The 18,162-nt window shown below is 55.8% G+C and carries 16 protein-coding genes, 1 tRNA gene and 1 pseudogene; 5 read left to right on the top strand and 13 right to left on the bottom strand.

Annotated elements, in window-relative coordinates; genetic code table 11:
* The first annotated feature begins 103 nt into the window (after positions 1–103).
* Positions 104–1,054 carry an RluA family pseudouridine synthase gene (locus tag GKG36_RS00320; protein WP_097774696.1) on the top strand — a complete coding sequence of 317 codons (951 nt, stop codon included), beginning with the start codon at positions 104–106 and terminating at the stop codon, positions 1,052–1,054.
* Positions 1,055–1,133: 79 nt separating this feature from the next.
* On the opposite strand, the gene GKG36_RS00315 is transcribed toward GKG36_RS00320, so the two are convergent.
* The 7 genes from GKG36_RS00315 to GKG36_RS00285 form a co-directional block, all read right to left on the bottom strand.
* Positions 1,134–2,153 carry a hypothetical protein gene (locus GKG36_RS00315; RefSeq protein WP_243145063.1) on the bottom strand — a complete coding sequence of 340 codons (1,020 nt, stop codon included), beginning with the start codon at positions 2,151–2,153 and terminating at the stop codon, positions 1,134–1,136.
* A gap of 225 nt (positions 2,154–2,378) precedes the next feature.
* Positions 2,379–2,909: a hypothetical protein gene (locus GKG36_RS00310; RefSeq protein ID WP_243139095.1), complete on the bottom strand. Its 531-nt coding sequence runs from the start codon at positions 2,907–2,909 to the stop codon at positions 2,379–2,381.
* A gap of 311 nt (positions 2,910–3,220) precedes the next feature.
* Positions 3,221–5,380 carry a 1,3-beta-galactosyl-N-acetylhexosamine phosphorylase gene (gene gnpA / locus GKG36_RS00305; protein ID WP_154258517.1) on the bottom strand — a complete coding sequence of 720 codons (2,160 nt, stop codon included), beginning with the start codon at positions 5,378–5,380 and terminating at the stop codon, positions 3,221–3,223.
* A gap of 39 nt (positions 5,381–5,419) precedes the next feature.
* The gene (locus tag GKG36_RS00300; RefSeq protein WP_005946255.1) at positions 5,420–5,608 is read right to left on the bottom strand and encodes a hypothetical protein; all 189 of its coding nucleotides are present in this window, start codon (positions 5,606–5,608) and stop codon (positions 5,420–5,422) included.
* Between the two features lie 11 nt (positions 5,609–5,619).
* Entirely contained in the window at positions 5,620–6,516 is an 897-nt protein-coding gene (locus GKG36_RS00295; protein WP_005946252.1) for a carbohydrate ABC transporter permease, read from the bottom strand.
* Between the two features lie 12 nt (positions 6,517–6,528).
* The gene (locus tag GKG36_RS00290) at positions 6,529–7,413 is read right to left on the bottom strand and encodes a sugar ABC transporter permease (protein ID WP_005926926.1); all 885 of its coding nucleotides are present in this window, start codon (positions 7,411–7,413) and stop codon (positions 6,529–6,531) included.
* An 87-nt stretch (positions 7,414–7,500) separates the two neighbouring features.
* Positions 7,501–8,874 carry a carbohydrate ABC transporter substrate-binding protein gene (locus GKG36_RS00285; RefSeq protein WP_005926929.1) on the bottom strand — a complete coding sequence of 458 codons (1,374 nt, stop codon included), beginning with the start codon at positions 8,872–8,874 and terminating at the stop codon, positions 7,501–7,503.
* A 415-nt stretch (positions 8,875–9,289) separates the two neighbouring features.
* On the opposite strand from GKG36_RS00285, the gene GKG36_RS00280 reads away from it, so the two are divergent.
* From GKG36_RS00280 to GKG36_RS00265, 4 genes and pseudogenes are all read left to right on the top strand, one after another.
* Positions 9,290–10,156, top strand: coding sequence for an AraC family transcriptional regulator (locus GKG36_RS00280; protein ID WP_005946244.1), 867 nt, complete (start codon positions 9,290–9,292; stop codon positions 10,154–10,156).
* Between the two features lie 19 nt (positions 10,157–10,175).
* The gene (locus tag GKG36_RS00275; protein ID WP_173012859.1) at positions 10,176–11,285 is read left to right on the top strand and encodes an aminoglycoside phosphotransferase family protein; all 1,110 of its coding nucleotides are present in this window, start codon (positions 10,176–10,178) and stop codon (positions 11,283–11,285) included.
* 634 nt (positions 11,286–11,919) lie between these two features.
* Positions 11,920–12,252, top strand: coding sequence for a hypothetical protein (locus GKG36_RS00270; RefSeq protein ID WP_154258513.1), 333 nt, complete (start codon positions 11,920–11,922; stop codon positions 12,250–12,252).
* Positions 12,253–12,324: 72 nt separating this feature from the next.
* Positions 12,325–12,510, top strand: a pseudogene (locus GKG36_RS00265) (mobilization protein); the annotation flags it as partial.
* Positions 12,511–12,621: 111 nt separating this feature from the next.
* On the opposite strand, the gene GKG36_RS00260 reads toward GKG36_RS00265, so the two are convergent.
* From GKG36_RS00260 to GKG36_RS00235, 6 genes are all read right to left on the bottom strand, one after another.
* Complete coding sequence (locus GKG36_RS00260) at positions 12,622–12,852, bottom strand: DUF6061 family protein (protein WP_097800178.1); 231 nt, start codon at positions 12,850–12,852, stop codon at positions 12,622–12,624.
* Positions 12,853–13,095: 243 nt separating this feature from the next.
* A tRNA-Pro gene (locus tag GKG36_RS00255) sits at positions 13,096–13,173 on the bottom strand.
* A 95-nt stretch (positions 13,174–13,268) separates the two neighbouring features.
* Positions 13,269–14,048 (bottom strand): phosphoribosyltransferase family protein, encoded by a 780-nt coding sequence (locus GKG36_RS00250; RefSeq protein ID WP_154258511.1) that lies wholly within the window; start codon positions 14,046–14,048, stop codon positions 13,269–13,271.
* The gene (locus GKG36_RS00245) at positions 14,048–16,150 is read right to left on the bottom strand and encodes an S-layer homology domain-containing protein (protein WP_154256520.1); all 2,103 of its coding nucleotides are present in this window, start codon (positions 16,148–16,150) and stop codon (positions 14,048–14,050) included. Before GKG36_RS00245 ends, GKG36_RS00250 begins: the two co-directional genes overlap by 1 nt.
* A 58-nt stretch (positions 16,151–16,208) precedes the next feature.
* Positions 16,209–17,414: an ABC transporter permease gene (locus GKG36_RS00240; protein ID WP_154258509.1), complete on the bottom strand. Its 1,206-nt coding sequence runs from the start codon at positions 17,412–17,414 to the stop codon at positions 16,209–16,211.
* Positions 17,411–18,160: an ABC transporter ATP-binding protein gene (locus GKG36_RS00235; RefSeq protein WP_097774684.1), complete on the bottom strand. Its 750-nt coding sequence runs from the start codon at positions 18,158–18,160 to the stop codon at positions 17,411–17,413. The genes GKG36_RS00240 and GKG36_RS00235 overlap by 4 nt, the downstream gene beginning before the upstream one ends.
* Positions 18,161–18,162 lie beyond the last annotated feature (2 nt).

The raw sequence follows: 18,162 nt of genomic DNA, 5'->3' as shown, positions 1-18,162 counted from the left end.
AAAATACCTTCTTTCTTGACGCGGTAGATTTATTCCGCTACAATAAAAACGAATCAAGAACCCATTCTATTGCAACTGATTTTAAGATAGAGAGGAATTTCCCGTGAAAATTTTAAAAGTAAAATGTCTTGCCCCCACCCGGCTGGACAACTACCTGATGCAGCAGTACCCGGCACTGAACCCGGGCCGCCTGAACAAGGCCCTGCGGGAGAACAAGATCAAGCTGAACGGCAAAAAGCAGCCGCTTTCCACCCGCGTGATGGCCGGTGATGAGATCAAGCTGTTCATTCTGGATGAAGTTCTGGATGCGGACCGCCGTGTGGACGGCCCGGCGTGGAAGAACGCCCGCGGCCCGGCACAGGTAGTCTACGACTGCCCGCAGATTGTCATTGTGAACAAGCCCGCCGGTCTTGCCGTGGACGGCCCGGAGGACGACACGCTGCTGAACCGCACCCTGCTTTACCTGAACCAGCAGGGCGAGTACAAGGAGAACGACCTGTACACCCCGGCGCTGTGCCACCGGCTGGACACCGGCACCAGCGGCCTTGTCATCGTTGCCAAGACCCCGGAAGCCGAAGAGCTGTTCCTTGCAGCCATCAAGAACCGCGAAGTGAAAAAGACCTACCTCTGCGTCACCTTCGGCCGTCCGATGCCGCCGGATGCCACTCTGGGCGGCTATCTGCTCAAGGACGCGGACCGCGGCATCGTGAAGATCGTGGAAGAAAAGCAGCCCGGTGCCAAGGAAGTGGAGACCCGGTACGAGACCATCGCCGTCTCCGGCCGTCTGGCCCTGCTGAAGGTGCAGCTGATCACCGGCCGCACCCATCAGATCCGTGCACACATGGCCAGCATCGGCTGTCCCATTCTGGGCGACAGCAAATACGGCAACAACACCGCCAACCGCGAACTGAAACTCAAGTATCAGGCCCTGTGCGCATGGGAACTCACCATGCCCCGTTTCAACCAGCCGGATTTCGAGTTCCTCAGCGGCAAGACCTTCCGCGCACCAAAGCCCTGGTATTACAGTCAGGTACTGGACGGAACCCTGAAATAAGCTTTTTTTACAATAAATTACAGCAAAAAAAGAAATCCCGGAAGTGTATTCCGGGACTTCTTTTTTGTCGTTTATGATTTTACTGGAATAGACCGCCAAACCAGCCCAGAGTGGACTCAGTTGCATTTGCAAAGGCATCCTGAACTTCCTGAATACTGTCCAGCAGCTTGGTGCCCTCGGTATCCTTCACCGACCAGTAAACGCCGCTGCTTGCCGAGCCATCCGAAACCGTGAAGTCACTGGTAAAGCAGAGGTTATCGCCCTGAGAATCGGTCACGACCACCATGTAGGTGTAATTGCCTGCGGGCAGTTCACCAAAGCGGATGGAGCTGTCCAGCGACTTGAAGGAGAAGATCGCCGTATTGGGTGCTGCCTGTGCAGTGAACACCGTCTGGTCGTTCTCGTCCAGCACTGCCACCTGCACATTGGTCAGGGTGGTGCCCAGCGCAGCATTTGCAGTGCCGGTCAGTGCCATGCCCTTGCCCGCACGGACATTGATTGGGTAGCTCATGCCTTCCAGACGCAGGCCGTCAGCCTCTGCAGCAATGAAGTTGTGATCTGATGCCACATACCAGTAGCAGGAGGACCTATTGACCGAAACGCTGGAGTTTTCCAGCGGGATGCGTCCGGAAGAGATGTTGCCTGCCGGATCGGAGCAATAGAAGTTGCCGTTGGTGTAGTCGGTGAGCAGCACTGCATGGGGCTGGCTGCGGTCATACAGCACGATGCCCTCCGGGTGCTGCGAAAGCAGGGTGATCAGGGTCTGTACTTTTTCCTGTTTGCGGGAGGGCAGTGTGCCGTAGCCCACCTGCATCTCCTTATATGTAAAGCTGTGGGAAAGCCCGTTGGACCATGCTGTGGAACGGACACTGTTCTCGGTCACAGTGGACCAGTCGGTCAGGCCGTCAAAATAGGCACGGCGGCGCAGCATCATGGCTGCGGATGCCAGTGTGCAGGTGCCGCCACGGCTCTGCTTGAAGTAGAAGCCTGCGTCCACATTCAGATCAACCGCCAAGGCAGCCGGCAGGCAGGTGAGCATAAACACCAGTGTCAGCACAAAGCTCAGCAGTTTTTTACGGGACGGTGCAGCGGTATTCACGGGTAGGTTCTCCTTTCAGCTTCCATGGCTTGTTACGTTTACCACCATAAAGTATACCAACCTGTTACCCTTTTGTAAACGTTTGTGAAGCTTTTTTCTCAATATCAACACGTTTGGGCAGTTTTTGTTGGAGAGAATGCACAGTTTCCGGCAAGATATTCTACATTTTTTACAAAAATCCCGTCCTGACATTTTTTCAAGCGCACCGCATTTTGCATTCTTTTTTCATTTTCTGACCACGCTGTGGGCAAACAAAAAAGCTCCACTGGGGCTTTCGTTGCTTCGCAAACGCAAACTTTTTTCTCCGCAATCAGCCGTCAAAGCGTCCTCAAATCGGACGGTTTGGGTGCCATCCTTGTAGTTGAACGTGATCAGCATCCGGTCATCGTACAGAAAAATGGCATTGACAAAAATTCCAATCAACGCTTTTCGTTGCTTTTTCTGCGAAATATCGAACTTTCTAAATTTCATCAGCCAGAATCGGATGAAATCCTCATTGAAGCTGGGCTTCTTCAATTTTTCATCTGCGATTTTTGCAATCAGTTCATCTTTCTGGATTTCCAGCGCTTCCAGACGCTCTTTCGTTGTCCGGGTGTACAAGCCGTCCTCGATCGCCTTCATCAGGTTGTCCAGCTTTTTGTTAACCTCTCGCAGTTGCTTTTCCAGCAGCGGGATCGTGGTGTTTTCCTGATTCTGGACATCCATGACGAGCTGAACGATCTTGTCGATCACCGCTTCGTCCTGAATCAGCTTCATGGTCTCCCGGACGACTAGATCTTCCAGCCAGTCCTTCTGCACGGTCTTTTTGTTGCAGCCCTTGCGCCGCTTGACGTTGGCGCATACTTATATTTTTTCAGCAAGTGCTTCACCATCTTACGCATACTTGCGCGGGCAGTTTCTTTTTTTCTGCAGGTCTATTACGCTCGCATTACTGAATTTCTGCGTTTCCAGCCATCTCCATTGCAGCGTTCGATTGACACAGGTTGAGTTATCGGCAGATACAGCAAACACAACGGGCGGCTCTGATAACAGAGCTGCCCGTTGTGTTCGTTTATGAAAAGGAGAACTTAGATCTCATACCACTTGATCTCGTTGGCATCCAGATGCAGAGCAAAGCTGCTGCCGTCTGTGGTGTAAACGGTGGTGTCCTGCGGCTCGTAGGTGTTGTTCACCACGCAGTACTTGCCGTTTTTGACGTAGGCGTGCACCTCCACGTTGTAGTTGGAGCTGAACCATGTATGCAGCTCCTCCTCGCTGTGGGCACTCCACAGGATAGCGCGGTAAAGGGTACGGCTGTTGGCAAAACTGTAAGGCACACCGCTGATGTACACGGCACGACCCTTGCCGAAGTCGTGTGCCGCCATCTGCACTTCTTTGTTTCGCTGCACCAGCACTTCGGTGCCTTCAAGGGCGTAGATGTTCTTTTTGCCCTCGCCAAAGTCCACGGGTTGGTCGGCATCCTGCAGAATGAAATGGTCCGGGTGTTCTTCCCAGTTGTACTTGTCGTAGTTGAGGGTGAAGCCGTTTTCTTCCTCCACGCCCAGCACGCTGGCAAGCTGGAGAATGTGGCCCTGATACGGGTGACCGGAAGGCTCACCCACGCCGATAAAGCCGCCGCCGTTCCAGACGAACTTGCGGATAGCGGAGGAGATCTCCGGATCTTCCCACCAGATGCCGCCGGTGTGTGCGGTGTCGGCATCGCCGACATTGATAATGACATCCAACGAATCCAGCAGATGCGGGTCGTTCTTGATATCCTCAAAGCTGATAAACTTCACATCAAAGGGCGCACCGGACAGCATCTCAATGACACCGGCATAGCTATAGTTCTGCTTGTAATAGAGGGCGTGATGCACCATGTGACAGCCCCAAGCCCGCATTTTACCCCAACAGTTCAGCACGGCCACCCGCTTGACACAGTAGGGTGTGGTGCCCTTGATGTTCTCGTACAGTTCGCGGAACTCGTTGCAGACGCTCTCCACGTAGTCCACGAACTCCGGGAACTGCAAGGCCAGTTTCAGATAGCCGCCATAGCCGATGCGGTCGATGGGCTTGCGCAGGATAGCGCGGCGGGCTGTAACCCAGTTCTCCTTGGCTTCCCGCACCGGGTCGCCGCCCTCGTGGAAGGTGTCGGGGAAGAAGTACGGCAGGAAACGGCCCTCGGTGTACTTCACGCCCTCAATGTCAGAGATCAGGCGCAGGGTGGAGCCGTTGCCCACGCTGCCCACTACGGCATCCAGTCCGATGGTCTTGAACTCCGGCATGAAAGGTTCGGTGCCGATCCAGTGATCGCCGAGGAACATCATGGCTTCGCACCCGCACGCGTGGGTGATATCCACCATCTCCTTGGCAAGCTTTGCCACCTCGCGGCGCTGGAAGGCCTGAAAATCCCGAAATTCCTTGCTGGGCACCCGATACTGGTTGTTGTAGTAGCCCTGATCGATGATGTACTCCGGGCGGAACTTGTAGCCCACTTCCTGCTCAAACTGGTTGAGGATATAAGGGCTGACCGAAGCAGAGTATCCATACCAGTCCACGAACTTCTCCCGCTTCAGCTCGTCGAAGATCAGGGTGAACTGGTGGAAGAAGGTGGTGTAGCGGATGACGTTTACATAGGGGTGCTCTGCAATGAACTTGCGCAGGCGCTCCATGGAATACTTGTGGGTCTTGGGCTGACGCACGTCAAAGGTGATCTGGTGCTCAAAATTCGTCCAGCCGTTGGTGGTAGCGTTGTACATATGCACCGGGTCCCAGATGAGGTAAGCCAGAAAACTGACGGTATACTCATGGAACGGTACGGCCTGTACGGTCACACTGCCGTCGGCGTAACTCCACTGCTCCGGCGGCACGGGCTGACCGGTGGTTCGATCCATGACCTCCCACCAGCGGGTGATGTCGTCGTTGGTGTTTACCTGCATCAGCTCCGGGCTGATGCCCTTCATCAGCGGGATGGTCACGGTGTCGCCGGGGGCGGTGTAAAAGCCGGTCATGATGTAGCACTGCTGTACCTCGTCCGGGTTTGCCTTTGCCCATGCGTTGTCCTTGCGGGTGGTATAGTAGGTGGAGTAGATCTTGGCGTCCGCATTCTTGAGCTGTTGCGGGAAGTCGGTGCCGTCGCAGTCGCGGATGGCATCAGCACCCCACTTTTTTAAGATCTCCAGCGTTTCGGGCACAACGTCCAGGTCTGTGGGAATGGTCACGCGCCCGGTCTTTCTTATTTCATCCATGGGAAACTCTCCTTTTGCCTCTCTTTGAATCGTAGGGGATCAATCGTAGGCGGCGTTATACAGCGCCAGCACAGCCAGCAGCAGCGCTACGCCCACCAGCATGATGCCAAGCCCTGCCAGCTGTCCGGTCATTTTCCAGCCGGACACCACCAGCACCAGTGCCAGCACGAACAGCACCAGCATCAGGACCATGCGCAGGGCGGGATGGTTTTTCCAGTATGCTTTCATCGTTTGTCACCTTAACCTTTCAGGCCGCCCACGGTCATGCCCTGCGTCAGCTGCCGCTGCACGCAGATGTACAAAATCAGGGTGGGCAGCATTACCAGCACAAGACCTGCATACATCGTGCCGTACTGGGCGGCGCTCTGCTGCGCCTGCATCAGGTTCAAAAGACCGACCGGCAGGGTGCGGGGTGCCTTGGTGGAGCTCATCAGGGTCATGGAGATGATATACTCGTTCCAGAAGGACAGGAAGTTGAACAGGATAATGGTGATGATGGAGGGCTTTGCCATGGGGAAGATGATGCGGGTCATGGTGGAAAAATAGCTTGCACCGTCGATATAGGCGGCCTCCTCAAAATCGTGGGGCAGGGTGGCAAAGTAGCCCGACAGCAGGTAGATGGTAAAGGGCAGCGCGGTGGCGGCGTATACCACCGCCAGCACCACCAGATTGTTCAGCAGAAAGCCGCTACCAAAATGGCTTTTCAGCCACACATCGCCGTCCCGCAGCATCAGGAAGATGGGCACCACGATGTAGTTCACGTTGATGAACAAGCCCGCCATGAACAGGGTGTTCAGCACCTTGCACCCCTTGAAGTGAAAGCGGGACAGGCAGTAGGCGGCGGGCAGGGCAACGACCAGCAGCAGCGCCAGCGCCAGCGCGGTGACGATGACCGAGTTGAGCATATATTCGCCCATTTTCGCGCCGTTCCATGCGTTGACAAAGTTCTGCCAGTAGAACCCGGCGGGCAGTGCCCACGGGTTGCCGTAGAACTCTGCATTCTGCTTGATGGAGGCCATGAACACCCATGCCACCGGCACGATGATGGTAACGGCCAGCAGAACCAGCACAAAATAGATGAAAAACTTGTACAGACCTTCCGCAGAGCGGGAAGATTTTTCGGTGGTATTCTGCATCTTCTTCCCTCCTTAAAATTCCAGCGTATCGCGGTTGGTGACCTTGTTGACACAGGCGGACAGGGCAAACGAGAACAGGAAGATTACCACGCCGATGGCCATACTGTAACCATACAGGCCAGCGTCTTTCTGGCTGTACATATAGCTCAGCGCCACATCCGATGCGCCGTTGGGCCCGCCGCTGGTCATGGCCTTGACGAAGAGGAAGGCCATGTTGATGGTGGAGATGATAAAAAAGGTGAGGGTGGTGCGGATATTCGTCCAGATGAGGGGGATGGTGATCTGGAAGAACTGGGTCAGCCGCCCGGCACCGTCCAGATTGGCGCTCTCGTACAGGCTGATGGGCACGGCAGACATGGAGGCCATATACATGACCATGTAGTAGCCGATGGCCTGCCACACCATGGCAATGATGATGGAGGGGATGACCAGTTTTTCGCCCTTCCACAGGATGGGGTCGCTCATGTTGCGGAACAGGCCGATGATGCTGTTCAGCATGCCGTTTTCCGGCTTATAGATGGCAGAGAAGATGCCGGAGATGACGACCACCGACAGGATGTTGGGGATGTAGAAGATGATGCGGAAAAAGTTCTGGCCTTTGATCTTCTCCCGGGTGAGGATGGCGGCAAATACCAGTGCAAAGGCGAAGGTGATCAGGGTGACCGTTACCACCAGCAGGATCATATTCTGCATGGAGCGGATGAACTGGGCGTCCCGCAGCAGATGCTGGAAGTTTTTAAGCCCCACAAAGGTCTCGTTGGGAGAATAGGCACCCCGCTCATACAAACTCATGCGGAACACGTTGAGGGTGGGCAGGATCATAAAGAGGAAAAACAGGATGGTAGCCGGTGCCACACAGAGGAATACGAACCGTTTGCGGCTTTTATCCGTTCTCATAGGGGATTGACCGCTCCTTTCTTGATGGTACTGTACAGCCCAAAAAAGCGGAGGCGGTAAAAACCGCCCCCGCTGGGCAGGGCTTAATTACTCGATGATGTTGGCGCGCATCTGGTCGCTGGCGGACTTGATGCCATCGATCCACTGCTGCTCGGTCATGCTGCCGGACACCAGAGAGTTGACAGGGTCGAAGAACACGGTGCGCACTTCCACGCCGGGGATGGCACTGAAGGCTGCAAAGTTGCCCATGGCGGCCTTTGCGCCGTTGTCGTAGATGGAGTAGAACATCTTGTTGTCGCCTTCCAGACTGTCGGCGATGCCCAGCACAGGCTGGATAGCGCCGCTCTCGGCAAACAGCTTGCAGGCTTCGTCGCTGTACAGGTAAGCCACGAACTGCTTGGCGGCATCCTGATGCTCGGCACCGGCGGGGATCCATGCCTGCTCGAACCAGGTGTAGCTGTAACCATCGCCGCCGGCCTTGACAGCGGGCAGGGCGGTCATGCCCCACTCAAAGCCGTCTGCACGGGGAGCCTCGGCCATCTCGCCCACGATCCAGGTGCCGTTGGGCATGAACAGGGCCTTGTTGTCCAGCACCAGCTGCTGGTTCTGGGTAAAGTCCTGATCGTTGGCCTGTGCGGGGGTGATGGGGTTGGTGTAGGAAGCCAGCTTTGCCACGATATCAAAGCAGGTCTTTGCCTCGGGGGTGTCCCAGATGCCCTCGGTGTAGTGGGTGGCCTTGTTGAAGAACTCCGGGCCACCGGCAGCGTACATCAGCGCATAGAAGAAGGCGTCGAAGTAGCCGGTGGTGGGGTAGGTGAACAGGTAGGTGCCCTCAGCGGCAGCCTTGTCGCCCAGTGCCCACATCTCGTCCCAGGTCTTGGGCACGTCCCAGCCCTTTTCCTTCAGGAAACCGGCGTTGTAGAACAGGCCGCAGGGGCTGTAGAACATGGGAGCCAGATAGGTTTTGCCGTCGCCGTAGGGGTTGGTCAGGGAGGTGTCGGTAAAGCCGCCGGCGATCTTCTCGCTCACCTTCTTGCTCTCGCCGGGCACGGTCATGCTCAGCACATCGGTGATGTCGGCGATCAGGTTGCCCTTGATGAACTGCTCGGTCAGGGCAGCTTCACGGCCGGTGGCCAGATGGACCACGTCGGGGTAGTCGCCGCCCTGCATGGAGGGGCCGATGACGTCCTCCAGCTTTTTGTCGGTGGTCAGGTCCACCTTGATGCCGGTCTGTGCGGTAAAGGCCTCGGCGACCTTCTTCCACATATCAGCGCCGTAGCCGGTCTCGATGGCGGCTACCTTGATGGTAACGTCTGCAGCCGCCGCTGCGGAAGAAGCGGCGGTGGAGGATGCCACGCTGGATGCGGTGGAGCTGGAAGAGCCGCCGCAGGCAGCCAGACCCAGTGCAGCGGCGCCAACGCCGGCCGCCTTCAGGAAATTACGACGAGAAATACGATTCATACTGTGTTGCCTCCATCATTTTGTTCCGTTCAAACACAGCCGGGCAAACAGGCTTTGCCCGAAGGACTGTGTGTTTTTCTGCCTCCAATATAAATTCTTTCGCTTCCTTGCTCAAGAGGTTTGTTGTTTCATTTTTTATAGATGTTGCTTTCTAAAAAATTCTTCCAGCAAAAGTGCTAAAAATCTTTTAAAAGTTTCAGCATAATCCCCAGCCTGTAACTATTTTGACATATTTCGAAGGGACTTGAGAAACAAAAATATAAAAATTAGCCTAAAATCAGGGCTTGCTTTTTTTGTATGTTCCCTCTATAATGAGGGTAAAGTGCACGATACAACGCACCATTTTTTGATAATGTTTTTAGAATGTTGCGTTTATTTTTAGAAAATTTGCGTTTCCCGAAGGAGCCGATCATCTATGAGTACCCAGCGCTTTGATATCCGCCACGCGCCCGCTCCGCGGGAATCCTTCCGGCTGCTGTACATCAGCAAAAGCAAATTTGGCGGCGATTGGAACAGTACCACCCACACCCACTCCTGCACGGAGCTGTTCTACTGCCTCAGCGGCGAGGGACAGTTCTACCTTGCCGGGCAGCTGTTCCCGGTAAAGCCGGACGATATGGTCATTGTGAACCCGCAGGTGGAGCATACCGAGCTTAGCCTGAACGCCTCGCCCTTGGAGTATATCGTGCTGGGCGTTGCCAGCATGGAGTTTTTGTTCAGCAAGGCGGATACGAACTACGCCATCTTCAATTGCCGGGAGAACCGGGAGCGGATGGTCACGTTGCTGCACATGCTGCTGGCCGAGGCCGACCGCAGCTTAGACGGCTGCGAGACCGTTTGTCAGGACCTGCTGGAGGTACTGCTGATCTGGCTAGTGCGCTGCACCACCATTTCGCTGCAGCTGGAGGAGGCTGCCCCGACCGAGAACCGGGAGTGCGCCGAGATCAAGCGGTATCTGGACACCAACTACCGCGAGGATATCTCGCTGGACCTGCTGGCAGAGCTTGCCCACCTGAACAAATACTATCTGGCCCACACCTTCCAGCGGGAGTACGGCATTTCCCCCATTACTTACCTGAACCGCCGCCGCATTGAGGAGAGCAAGCATATGCTAGGCAACACCAGCTACAGTCTGGCGCAGATCAGCGAGCTGATGGGCTTTTCCTCCCCCAGCTATTTCTCCCAGTGCTTCCGCAAGGCGGAGGGCATGACCCCCAACGAATACCGCCGTCAGACGCGGCAGGGAAAACGCCCCGCCCCGACAAAACGGCATGAAGTATAACGAAAACGAGGAATTTATGATGAAATCCGTTACCCTTTCTTTGCTCCAGTCTGCTGCAAATGCCTTTGATTTTGGCGGGCCTGTGCTCTGCGATGCTCACCACTATGGTGAGGGGCATATCAACGACACCTTTGTGGTCTGGCGGGAAGATCATTCCAAACGCTTTATTTTGCAGCGCATCAACACAGATACCTTTACTAACCCGGTGGGCCTGATGGAGAATGTCTGCGGCGTGACCCGGCATCTGCGGGCGAAAATTCTTGCCGAGGGCGGCGACCCAGCACGGGAAACGCTGAACGTCATCCCAACTTTGTCGGGGTCGACTTGCTATCTGGATGCAGACGGCGGCGCATGGCGTGCCTACGACTTTGTAGAAGATACCATCTGTTTGCAGCAGGTCGGCAGCGAAACCGACTTCCGCACCGTGGCCGAGACACTGGGCAAATTCCAGAACCAGCTGGAGGATTATCCGGCCTCCACCCTCCACGAAACCATCGCCCGCTTCCACGACACGCCCAACCGCTATGCCAATTTTGAAAAAGCCCTCGCCGCCGATGCACTGGGCCGCGCAAAGAACATTGCGCCGGAAATCGAATTTATCCATGCGCGGGAGCAGGACTGCCATGTCCTGCTCGACCAGCTTGCCGCCGGGGAAATCCCCTTGCGCGTCACCCATAACGATACCAAGATCAACAATGTCCTCATCGATGCCGCTACCGGAAAAGGCATCTGTGTCATTGACCTCGACACCGTGATGCCGGGACTTTCGGCCTACGACTTCGGCGATTCCATCCGCACCGGTGCCAACGACTGCGCTGAGGACGAACCTGACCAGAGCAAAGTCCATTTTGACCTGCATCTGTACGAAGTGTTCGCCAAAGGGTATCTCTCCACTGCCGGGGCATCCATGAGCATGGCAGAAAAAAAGAGCCTTGCATGGGGTGCAAGGCTCATGACGCTGGAATGCGGCATCCGTTTTCTGACTGACTATCTGGAGGGCGACCATTATTTCCATATTGCTCGCCCGGATCACAACCTCGACCGCGCCCGCACCCAGTTCACACTGGTGCGGCAGATGGAAGAGGTTTTCGATCAGATGCTGGAAATCGTCTGCCCGGACAATCACTGATTTCGCAATCTCCTCCATTCGGATACAGCAAGAAGCATGGACGCTCTCCTTTTCGGGGGCGTCCATGCTTCTTTTTACAGCTTATCCCTACACACCCATCAAATCGTCCTTTGAGGACGCTGGGAGCGTCGAGGACATGATGCGCTGCAGCAAATCATGAAAGCCCTTTTCAGCCCTGACCAATCACAATCCCCCAATGGCTATCATTGTAGCTGTAAATAGAAAAAACAGCTCAAGCAGCCTCCTATAAGTCCTACTATCACCGCTTTGCCGCAATAATTTTTTTCAAATTATCTTGACGCACCGTTCAATGCGTGATATTCTCTGTCACAAATCCCGCTGCTTTTGTGGATTGGCTTGAAGCCATCCACAAGATGTGGTCGTGTTCATTTTGAACACAGCCTCGCCGTGGATCATCCCTAAAAGATCAACCGCCCCGCAACACACCCGATTCATTTTGCCGCTGTTTCACCCGACAAAATCATCGCTGCGCTGCGTGGGCGGTATTTTTCTTTTATGGGTAACGCACCTTGAAAATTTCATGAGCCGGCCGGACGTGATACCGACTTTTTGTCAACGCCGCTGCATAAACAGGGGCAGGAACTTCGTTCGGAGCAAACGGTGACCCCATTACATGAGCAGCACCACCTCTACTTATTTTTGCGTCTTAACAATTCGGAAACATTTGTTGAAAATGCGTTTTGAGCGCAGCGGTAGAGGGCAAGAACCGTCCCGTGGCCACAAATTTTCAATTCTTGAAAATTTCCTGTCCATCCGGGACTTCACTTCTCAAACTCTTGCGAGTTTTCTAAGTGATCTTGTTGGGGTAGCGCTTGTCGGGGCAACGCCCCTCCATCTGCTGTCGCAGACCGCGCTGCCGCTTAAAAGCCCCACTGGGGCTTTCATTGCTCCGCTGCGCTTCGCAAACGCGGTCCCACCCCAAACCCTGCTCATGGTTCGCACCTGACGGTGCGAACAGCAACGGCGTGTCGTGCTTACATAACTTCACCGAGGAGTTATCGAACAGACAGGAGGTACAATGACCAAAACGAATGTTCAATCGACCCTTAGCAATTCCCAGCACCACGACACGCCGAACAACAAAACGCACGTCATCAAGTTCCGTGTAACAGCGGAGGAAAAAGCGTCACTGGAACTCACTTGCAAACTCCTGAATCTCTCCCTCTCCACCTTCATCCACCGCGCCATCCACAACGTCAAGATTCATACGCTTCCATATGCTAATACCTCTTCTGAAACAAAATAAAGCCTGTTGCTATGATATCTAGTTTTCGCTACATTGTCAATTCTTCAGTAAAATCGCAGAATATTCATTTCACAAAATTTGTTTCAGATATTTCTCCGGGTCACCATTCAGAATCAAATCTGCATACGCCAGTGGGTCATTGTAGATGAGGTAGTCCAATTCTGCCCTCTGCGCTATGGTCACATCCAACGCATCCTCGACTCCGGTGCAATTGATGGAAATTTTTCTTCCATCCCGGAGCAACAGCTCCACGCAGCCGGTGTCCATGTTGAATTTGCAAGCTCTTGCATCGTACTTCATACTCGTATCCTCCTGAAATCATGTTGTGGCTTATGTCAGTCAATCTATGATTTCGGATTTTATCTTCCACGGACACCTGCATGGAACTTGTCGGGGCAAAGCCCCTCCATCTGCTAACGCAGACCGTTCCGTCGCTTAAAAGCCCCACTGGGGCTTTCATTGCTTCGCAAACGCTAATTTTCCGAAGAAAACAAATAATCCGAACCCATCTCCTATCGGAAACAAGTTCGGATTATTTTTGTTTGGTCCGAGTGGCGAGAATCGAACTCACGGCCTCTTGAACCCCATTCAAGCGCGCTACCAAAACTGCGCTACACCCGGATATCTGCAAGCGGTTATCGCTCACAGCTCAATTAGTATACTTGATTCAGGGTGTTTTGTCAAGCTTTTTCTGCCAAGTTTTTGCAAATAAATTTTCAAAACTCCGGCTCGTTTTCCTGCAGCGGCTGATCCCTTGCGGGAAACATTTCAAATTCAACAGTGGCAAGTGCAATTGCAAACACACTCTCGGCACCGGCTGCCAGCAGCGCCTGTGTGCAGGCTGCTGCCGTGGCACCGGTGGTGATCACATCGTCTACCAAAAGCACCTTTCTGCCCTCCACAAGTTCCGTGTCCGTCACCCGGAAGGCACCCGCCACATTGGCAAGGCGCTGCTCAAAGGGCAGGCCCGCCTGATGCCGCTTTGCACGAGTGCGGCCCAGTGCTTTCGGGTACAGCGGTATCCCCAGTGCGCGGGCCAGCGGCACCGCCATGAGCTGCGGCACATTGTAGCCGCGTGCTCTGCCGGATGCCGGTACGGGAACGATGCAGTCGTACCCAAGGGACATGCCTTCCACAAGCTCCGGCACCGGTTCTGCACCGGCCATATGCATCTCGCTGCCAAAGGCCAGCTTTGCCAGCCAGAGGCCCAGCTCCACCGCCGCCCACGGTGCAGCATGGTATTTTGTATGCAGGATGCCGCGCCGCACACAGCCCTCATACCGGAACGGTGCTGCTGCACCGGTCAGTTCCCCTAAATAATGCTGAGAAGCGTCCAGCCGCATTCCCGGCTTCCTGCGCAGCTCTTCCAGCTCCGCGGCACAATCCGGGCAGATGGGCACACTGCCCAGCACCCGATCACAAAACGGGCAGCGGCGTGGGTACACCAACTGCCTTGCCCCGCGCAGAATGCGGCGCGGGACGCTGTAATAATCCATCAGTCCTTTTTGACAGCCACGATCACACGCACGCGCTTGCCCGCAGCACAGCCAAAGTTATCGTACCAGCCGGTCAGGTAGTAGCCCTCCGAGTTGACCTCGGTCAGCTTGGTGGCGTAGTACTGACCCTTGTACCACAGATACACCTGTGCGTCGTCCGCCATCTCAAAGCGGGTGCCGTTGCTCATGACCGACGCTGCACCCACCTGATCGATCTTCATGGGCATGAGCTGGACCATCGTCCGCACGCTGCCGGTCGTCTCTCTGCGGGCTGCAACACCACCTACCAGCACCGGATATTTGACGTTGGTGGTGAAAGCTACCTGCGAACCATTGACATAGCACACATAGGTAGCACCGCCGCCAATATAGCGGAAGATGGACGCATACGGTTCGCCTACAAGGCTGCCCACCTGCCGCAGACCAAGGCTGAGCAGGCTATCCGTGTTGGCTGTGATCTTCTGCCACAGAGTGGAGAGGATGTCGCCGTTGATCACACCCCACAGCACTTCGCTGGTGGTGGGCACCAGAACATCCTTCAGGTCGTCCACGATCTTATCCTGCGTATCCGTGCTGTCGCTCTTGCCGGTGGAAATGATCTTGGCCAGCGTCTGCAGTTCCGAGTAGTTGACTGCCACATTCTTGATATCATCCAGCACGCCGTAGGTCCACAGGTCGCCGGTGACATCATTCAGGATCAGGCGGTCGATCTCGCCCTTCTCATTCAGCGTATAGTAGCGGACATTCAGAAGATTCAGGTCTGTCCCCGCTAGGCGGCTGGGACGAACCGTCCCAGCCACACCCTCCGCAGTTGTATCCAGAATCTGTACATCGTCGGCAAGGGCATAGCTGCCCAGTGCCGTTGCATCTGCATTGACCTTGCCGGTAACGACCTTGTTCTCGATGCCGCTCACGGACTCGCCTTCCGGTGTTACGCGGATCTCTACCAGCCAGCCCTTGGGGTAGTTCAGGCTTTTGTCCACATTCACAGTGCGCTGAACACCATCGGTGCACATGACAGCCACACGCTGCAGCACATCCGCGCCGTTATCTTCCACAAGGCTGCGGGCTGCGCCCTGCACCACGCCGTAGAACACCTCGTCGGCCTCTGCGCCGGTAATAACATCCGCCGCCTCATTGTTCATGCCCAGCAGCAGAGTGACCACTTCGCCCACGCCGCCGCCGTTCAGGCTGGACACCTTGGAAGCCACTGCTGTGCTGCCCAGCTGATAGCTGGTGCCCGCCACGGTAACGGCCGTGGGTGCGCTGGCGCTGGGCGAAACGGCAGTGATGCGGCCTGCTGCTTTGCGGGTGTAGATCCACACCGTCTGTAGACTCTCGCTGTAATAATACACATCGTAGCGGTTCAGCTCTGCAGAAGCCGAGACCTTATCGTTGCGGTAGATGCTCACCGGCGTAAAAGGCAGCTGGGTGCCTTCCGCTGCCACAAAGGGTCCCTTCAGGCTCTTGAGCATTACCGTGGAGGTGTCCACCTGACCGTTCGAAACCGTAAAGCCCAGGCTGGTACCATAGGCGCTGCCAGAGGCGGTGTTTGCCGTGAGGGTGTTATACAGCAGCAAAGCACAATCCTCATAGTTCATGGCCTCGCTCTGGCTGCGGTTCAGCTGGTTACGCAGGCCCAGTTCCTGCGCCTTGTTCAGCTGTGCCGTCGGGAACACGCCGTTGAGGTCGGTCATTTTATAGCCCAGCAGCTTGAGCGCTGCGGTGCAGGCTTCTTCCAGCGTGACCGTATTATCCGGGCGGAATGTACCATCAGTATAGCCGTTCATCCAGCCCTGCTGCACCGCAATGCGCACATAGGGTGCCCACTGAGAGCTGCCGGGCACATCCTTATACAGTGTGCCCAGATTGCCCTGCTGGCTGGCGCTTTCGCGGTAGGCCGAAAAGGAGACCAGCATCTTGGCAAATGCACCGCGGGTGACGGCAGCATCCAGACTGCCGGTCTGGCTGGTATCCATAGCGCCCAGCGTGATGGCCGTCTGGATGGCCGAGTTGTTCAGGCTGGCCGCCGATGCCGGAAGCACCAGCACGGATACAGCCAGGCATGCTGCAAGCAGACATGCGAAGAGACGTTTTTTCATAGGTATATTCCCCTTCCTTGGTGTTTTGCAGTCCGGCGCAACGCCGGCTGAGAAGAGTTCAGTCATAGCGCAATGCTTCAATGGGGTTGAGCCGCGCTGCGCGCTTTGCGGGCAGGTAGCCGAACAGCACGCCAATCCCCACCGAGATGCCAAAGGCCACTGCGATGGAATTGAAGGACGGGCTGACCGTGACCGTTGTGCCGCTGGTGAACATGGGCAGCACCTTGTTTGCTCCCATGGATACGATGTAGCCCAGTGCAATGCCCAGTGCGCCGCCGAGGGCCGAGGTGGTGGCTGCTTCCACCACGAACTGCGACAGAATGGTGTGTTCCTTGGCACCCAGTGCCTTGCGAATGCCGATCTCGCGGGTGCGCTCAGTCACCGACACCAGCATGATGTTCATGATGCCAATGCCGCCCACCAGCAGCGAAATGCTGGCAATGCCGGTCAGGATCACAATGACCATGTTGATCATGTTGTTCATTTCCTCCAGCCACTCGCTGGCGCTGTAGACATAGTAGCCGTTATCCGAGCCAAGCAGGCGCTGCAGTTCGCTTTCCACCGCAGACTTTGCTTCGTTGGCGCGGCCCTCATCCTCCATGACCGCGGCATAGTTGTTCACCGTGCTCTGGCTGGAAAGACGCATGGCCGTGGTATAGGGCAGGTAAACGCAGTCGTCATCGCTGCCCTGCTGCATGTCCGGATCGCTGACTTTGGCCGCCAGCACGCCCACGATGCGGAACTTGTTGGCACCGATCTTGAGCGTCTGGCCAAGGCCGTTGCCGCCAAAGGCCACACGGTTGAGGTAATCGCCGATGATGCACACATGCTTGTTATCCTTCATATCCATGTACTGCAGGCCGCGTCCCTGCGCGATCTGGTAATTTTTCATGGCGGAATAGTTCTCGTCCACGCCGCTGATGTTGGACCAGCGGTAGCTGGTAGTGCCGATCTTCAGCGTGCCGCTGCCGCTGAAATCGATCTGCGGCGAAATGGACTGGATCAGCTCCGGGTACTCCGTGGGCAGCTTGTACATTTCCTCCACCGAAACGGTGCGGGAGCCGTTGCCCCACACCTGCACCGAAAGGGTGTTGGTACCCAGTGCCGAAAAGCTGTCGCGCATGCTTTTGGTCATGCCGTTGCCCAAGCCCACGATGACGATGACTGCCATAACACCGATGATGATGCCCAGCATGGTAAGGAAGGTGCGCAGTTTGTTGCTCCACACGTTCTGGATGGCCTGACGGAAGGTTTCAATAATCATGCTTTCTCCTCCTCATCCGGCGTTTCCGGCAGCAGCGTGGGCTGCACCACGGCTTCCGGTGCATGGGCATCGCCATCGTAGACCACCCGCCCGTCCTCCAGACGGATGATGCGGTCTGCCTGCACCGCAATGGAATTATCGTGGGTGATGAGCACCACGGTGTGGCCCTCATCGTGCATCTGCTGCAGCATTCCCAGCACTTCGCGGCCGGTGTGGCTGTCCAGTGCGCCGGTAGGCTCGTCGGCCAGAATGACCGCCGGGTTCCGCACCAGCGCCCGAGCGATGGAAACACGCTGCTGCTGGCCGCCGGAAAGCTGGTTGGGGCGGTTCCTGAGCTTATCGCCCAGACCCACCTGCTCCAGCACCTCTTTGGCCCGGGCGTGGCGCTCGGCGCGGCCGATGCCCGCATACACCAGCGGCACCTCCACGTTCTCCATCAGGTTGAGCCTTGGCAAAAGGTTGTACTGCTGGAAGATGAAACCCAGCATCTCGTTGCGGACGGATGCCAGCTCATTGCGGCTCATCCTGCCAACGTCTTTTCCGTTCAGGCGGTAGGTGCCGTGGGTGGGCACATCCAGACATCCGATGATGTTCATGCAGGTGGATTTGCCGGAGCCGGACTGGCCCACGATGGCCACGAACTCGCCTTTTTCGATTTTCATGGTGATGTGGTCTGCAGCCTTTACCGTGGTGTCACCCATCTGGTAATACTTGCACACCTCATCAAACTCGATCAGAGCGCTCATGC

This window comes from Faecalibacterium sp. BIOML-A1, assembly GCF_009679715.1.
Lineage (GTDB): Bacteria > Bacillota > Clostridia > Oscillospirales > Ruminococcaceae > Faecalibacterium > Faecalibacterium taiwanense.
Note: the sequence above shows the minus strand (reverse complement) of the source record. Positions and strands in the feature narration are given on the sequence as shown.

Bases quoted from the DNA above. Each gene is read 5' to 3' on its own strand.
- GKG36_RS00285 (WP_005926929.1), bottom strand. From the start codon at position 8,874: ATGAATCGTATTTCTCGTCGTAATTTCCTGAAGGCGGCCGGCGTTGGC.
- GKG36_RS00260 (WP_097800178.1), bottom strand. From the start codon at position 12,852: ATGAAGTACGATGCAAGAGCTTGCAAATTCAACATGGACACCGGCTGC.
- gnpA (WP_154258517.1), bottom strand. From the start codon at position 5,380: ATGGATGAAATAAGAAAGACCGGGCGCGTGACCATTCCCACAGACCTG.
- GKG36_RS00300 (WP_005946255.1), bottom strand. From the start codon at position 5,608: ATGAAAGCATACTGGAAAAACCATCCCGCCCTGCGCATGGTCCTGATG.
- GKG36_RS00290 (WP_005926926.1), bottom strand. From the start codon at position 7,413: ATGAGAACGGATAAAAGCCGCAAACGGTTCGTATTCCTCTGTGTGGCA.
- GKG36_RS00240 (WP_154258509.1), bottom strand. From the start codon at position 17,414: ATGATTATTGAAACCTTCCGTCAGGCCATCCAGAACGTGTGGAGCAAC.
- GKG36_RS00280 (WP_005946244.1), top strand. From the start codon at position 9,290: ATGAGTACCCAGCGCTTTGATATCCGCCACGCGCCCGCTCCGCGGGAA.
- GKG36_RS00270 (WP_154258513.1), top strand. From the start codon at position 11,920: ATGAGCAGCACCACCTCTACTTATTTTTGCGTCTTAACAATTCGGAAA.
- GKG36_RS00295 (WP_005946252.1), bottom strand. From the start codon at position 6,516: ATGCAGAATACCACCGAAAAATCTTCCCGCTCTGCGGAAGGTCTGTAC.
- GKG36_RS00250 (WP_154258511.1), bottom strand. From the start codon at position 14,048: ATGGATTATTACAGCGTCCCGCGCCGCATTCTGCGCGGGGCAAGGCAG.
- GKG36_RS00275 (WP_173012859.1), top strand. From the start codon at position 10,176: ATGAAATCCGTTACCCTTTCTTTGCTCCAGTCTGCTGCAAATGCCTTT.
- GKG36_RS00235 (WP_097774684.1), bottom strand. From the start codon at position 18,160: ATGAGCGCTCTGATCGAGTTTGATGAGGTGTGCAAGTATTACCAGATG.
- GKG36_RS00310 (WP_243139095.1), bottom strand. From the start codon at position 2,909: ATGAAGCTGATTCAGGACGAAGCGGTGATCGACAAGATCGTTCAGCTC.
- GKG36_RS00245 (WP_154256520.1), bottom strand. From the start codon at position 16,150: ATGAAAAAACGTCTCTTCGCATGTCTGCTTGCAGCATGCCTGGCTGTA.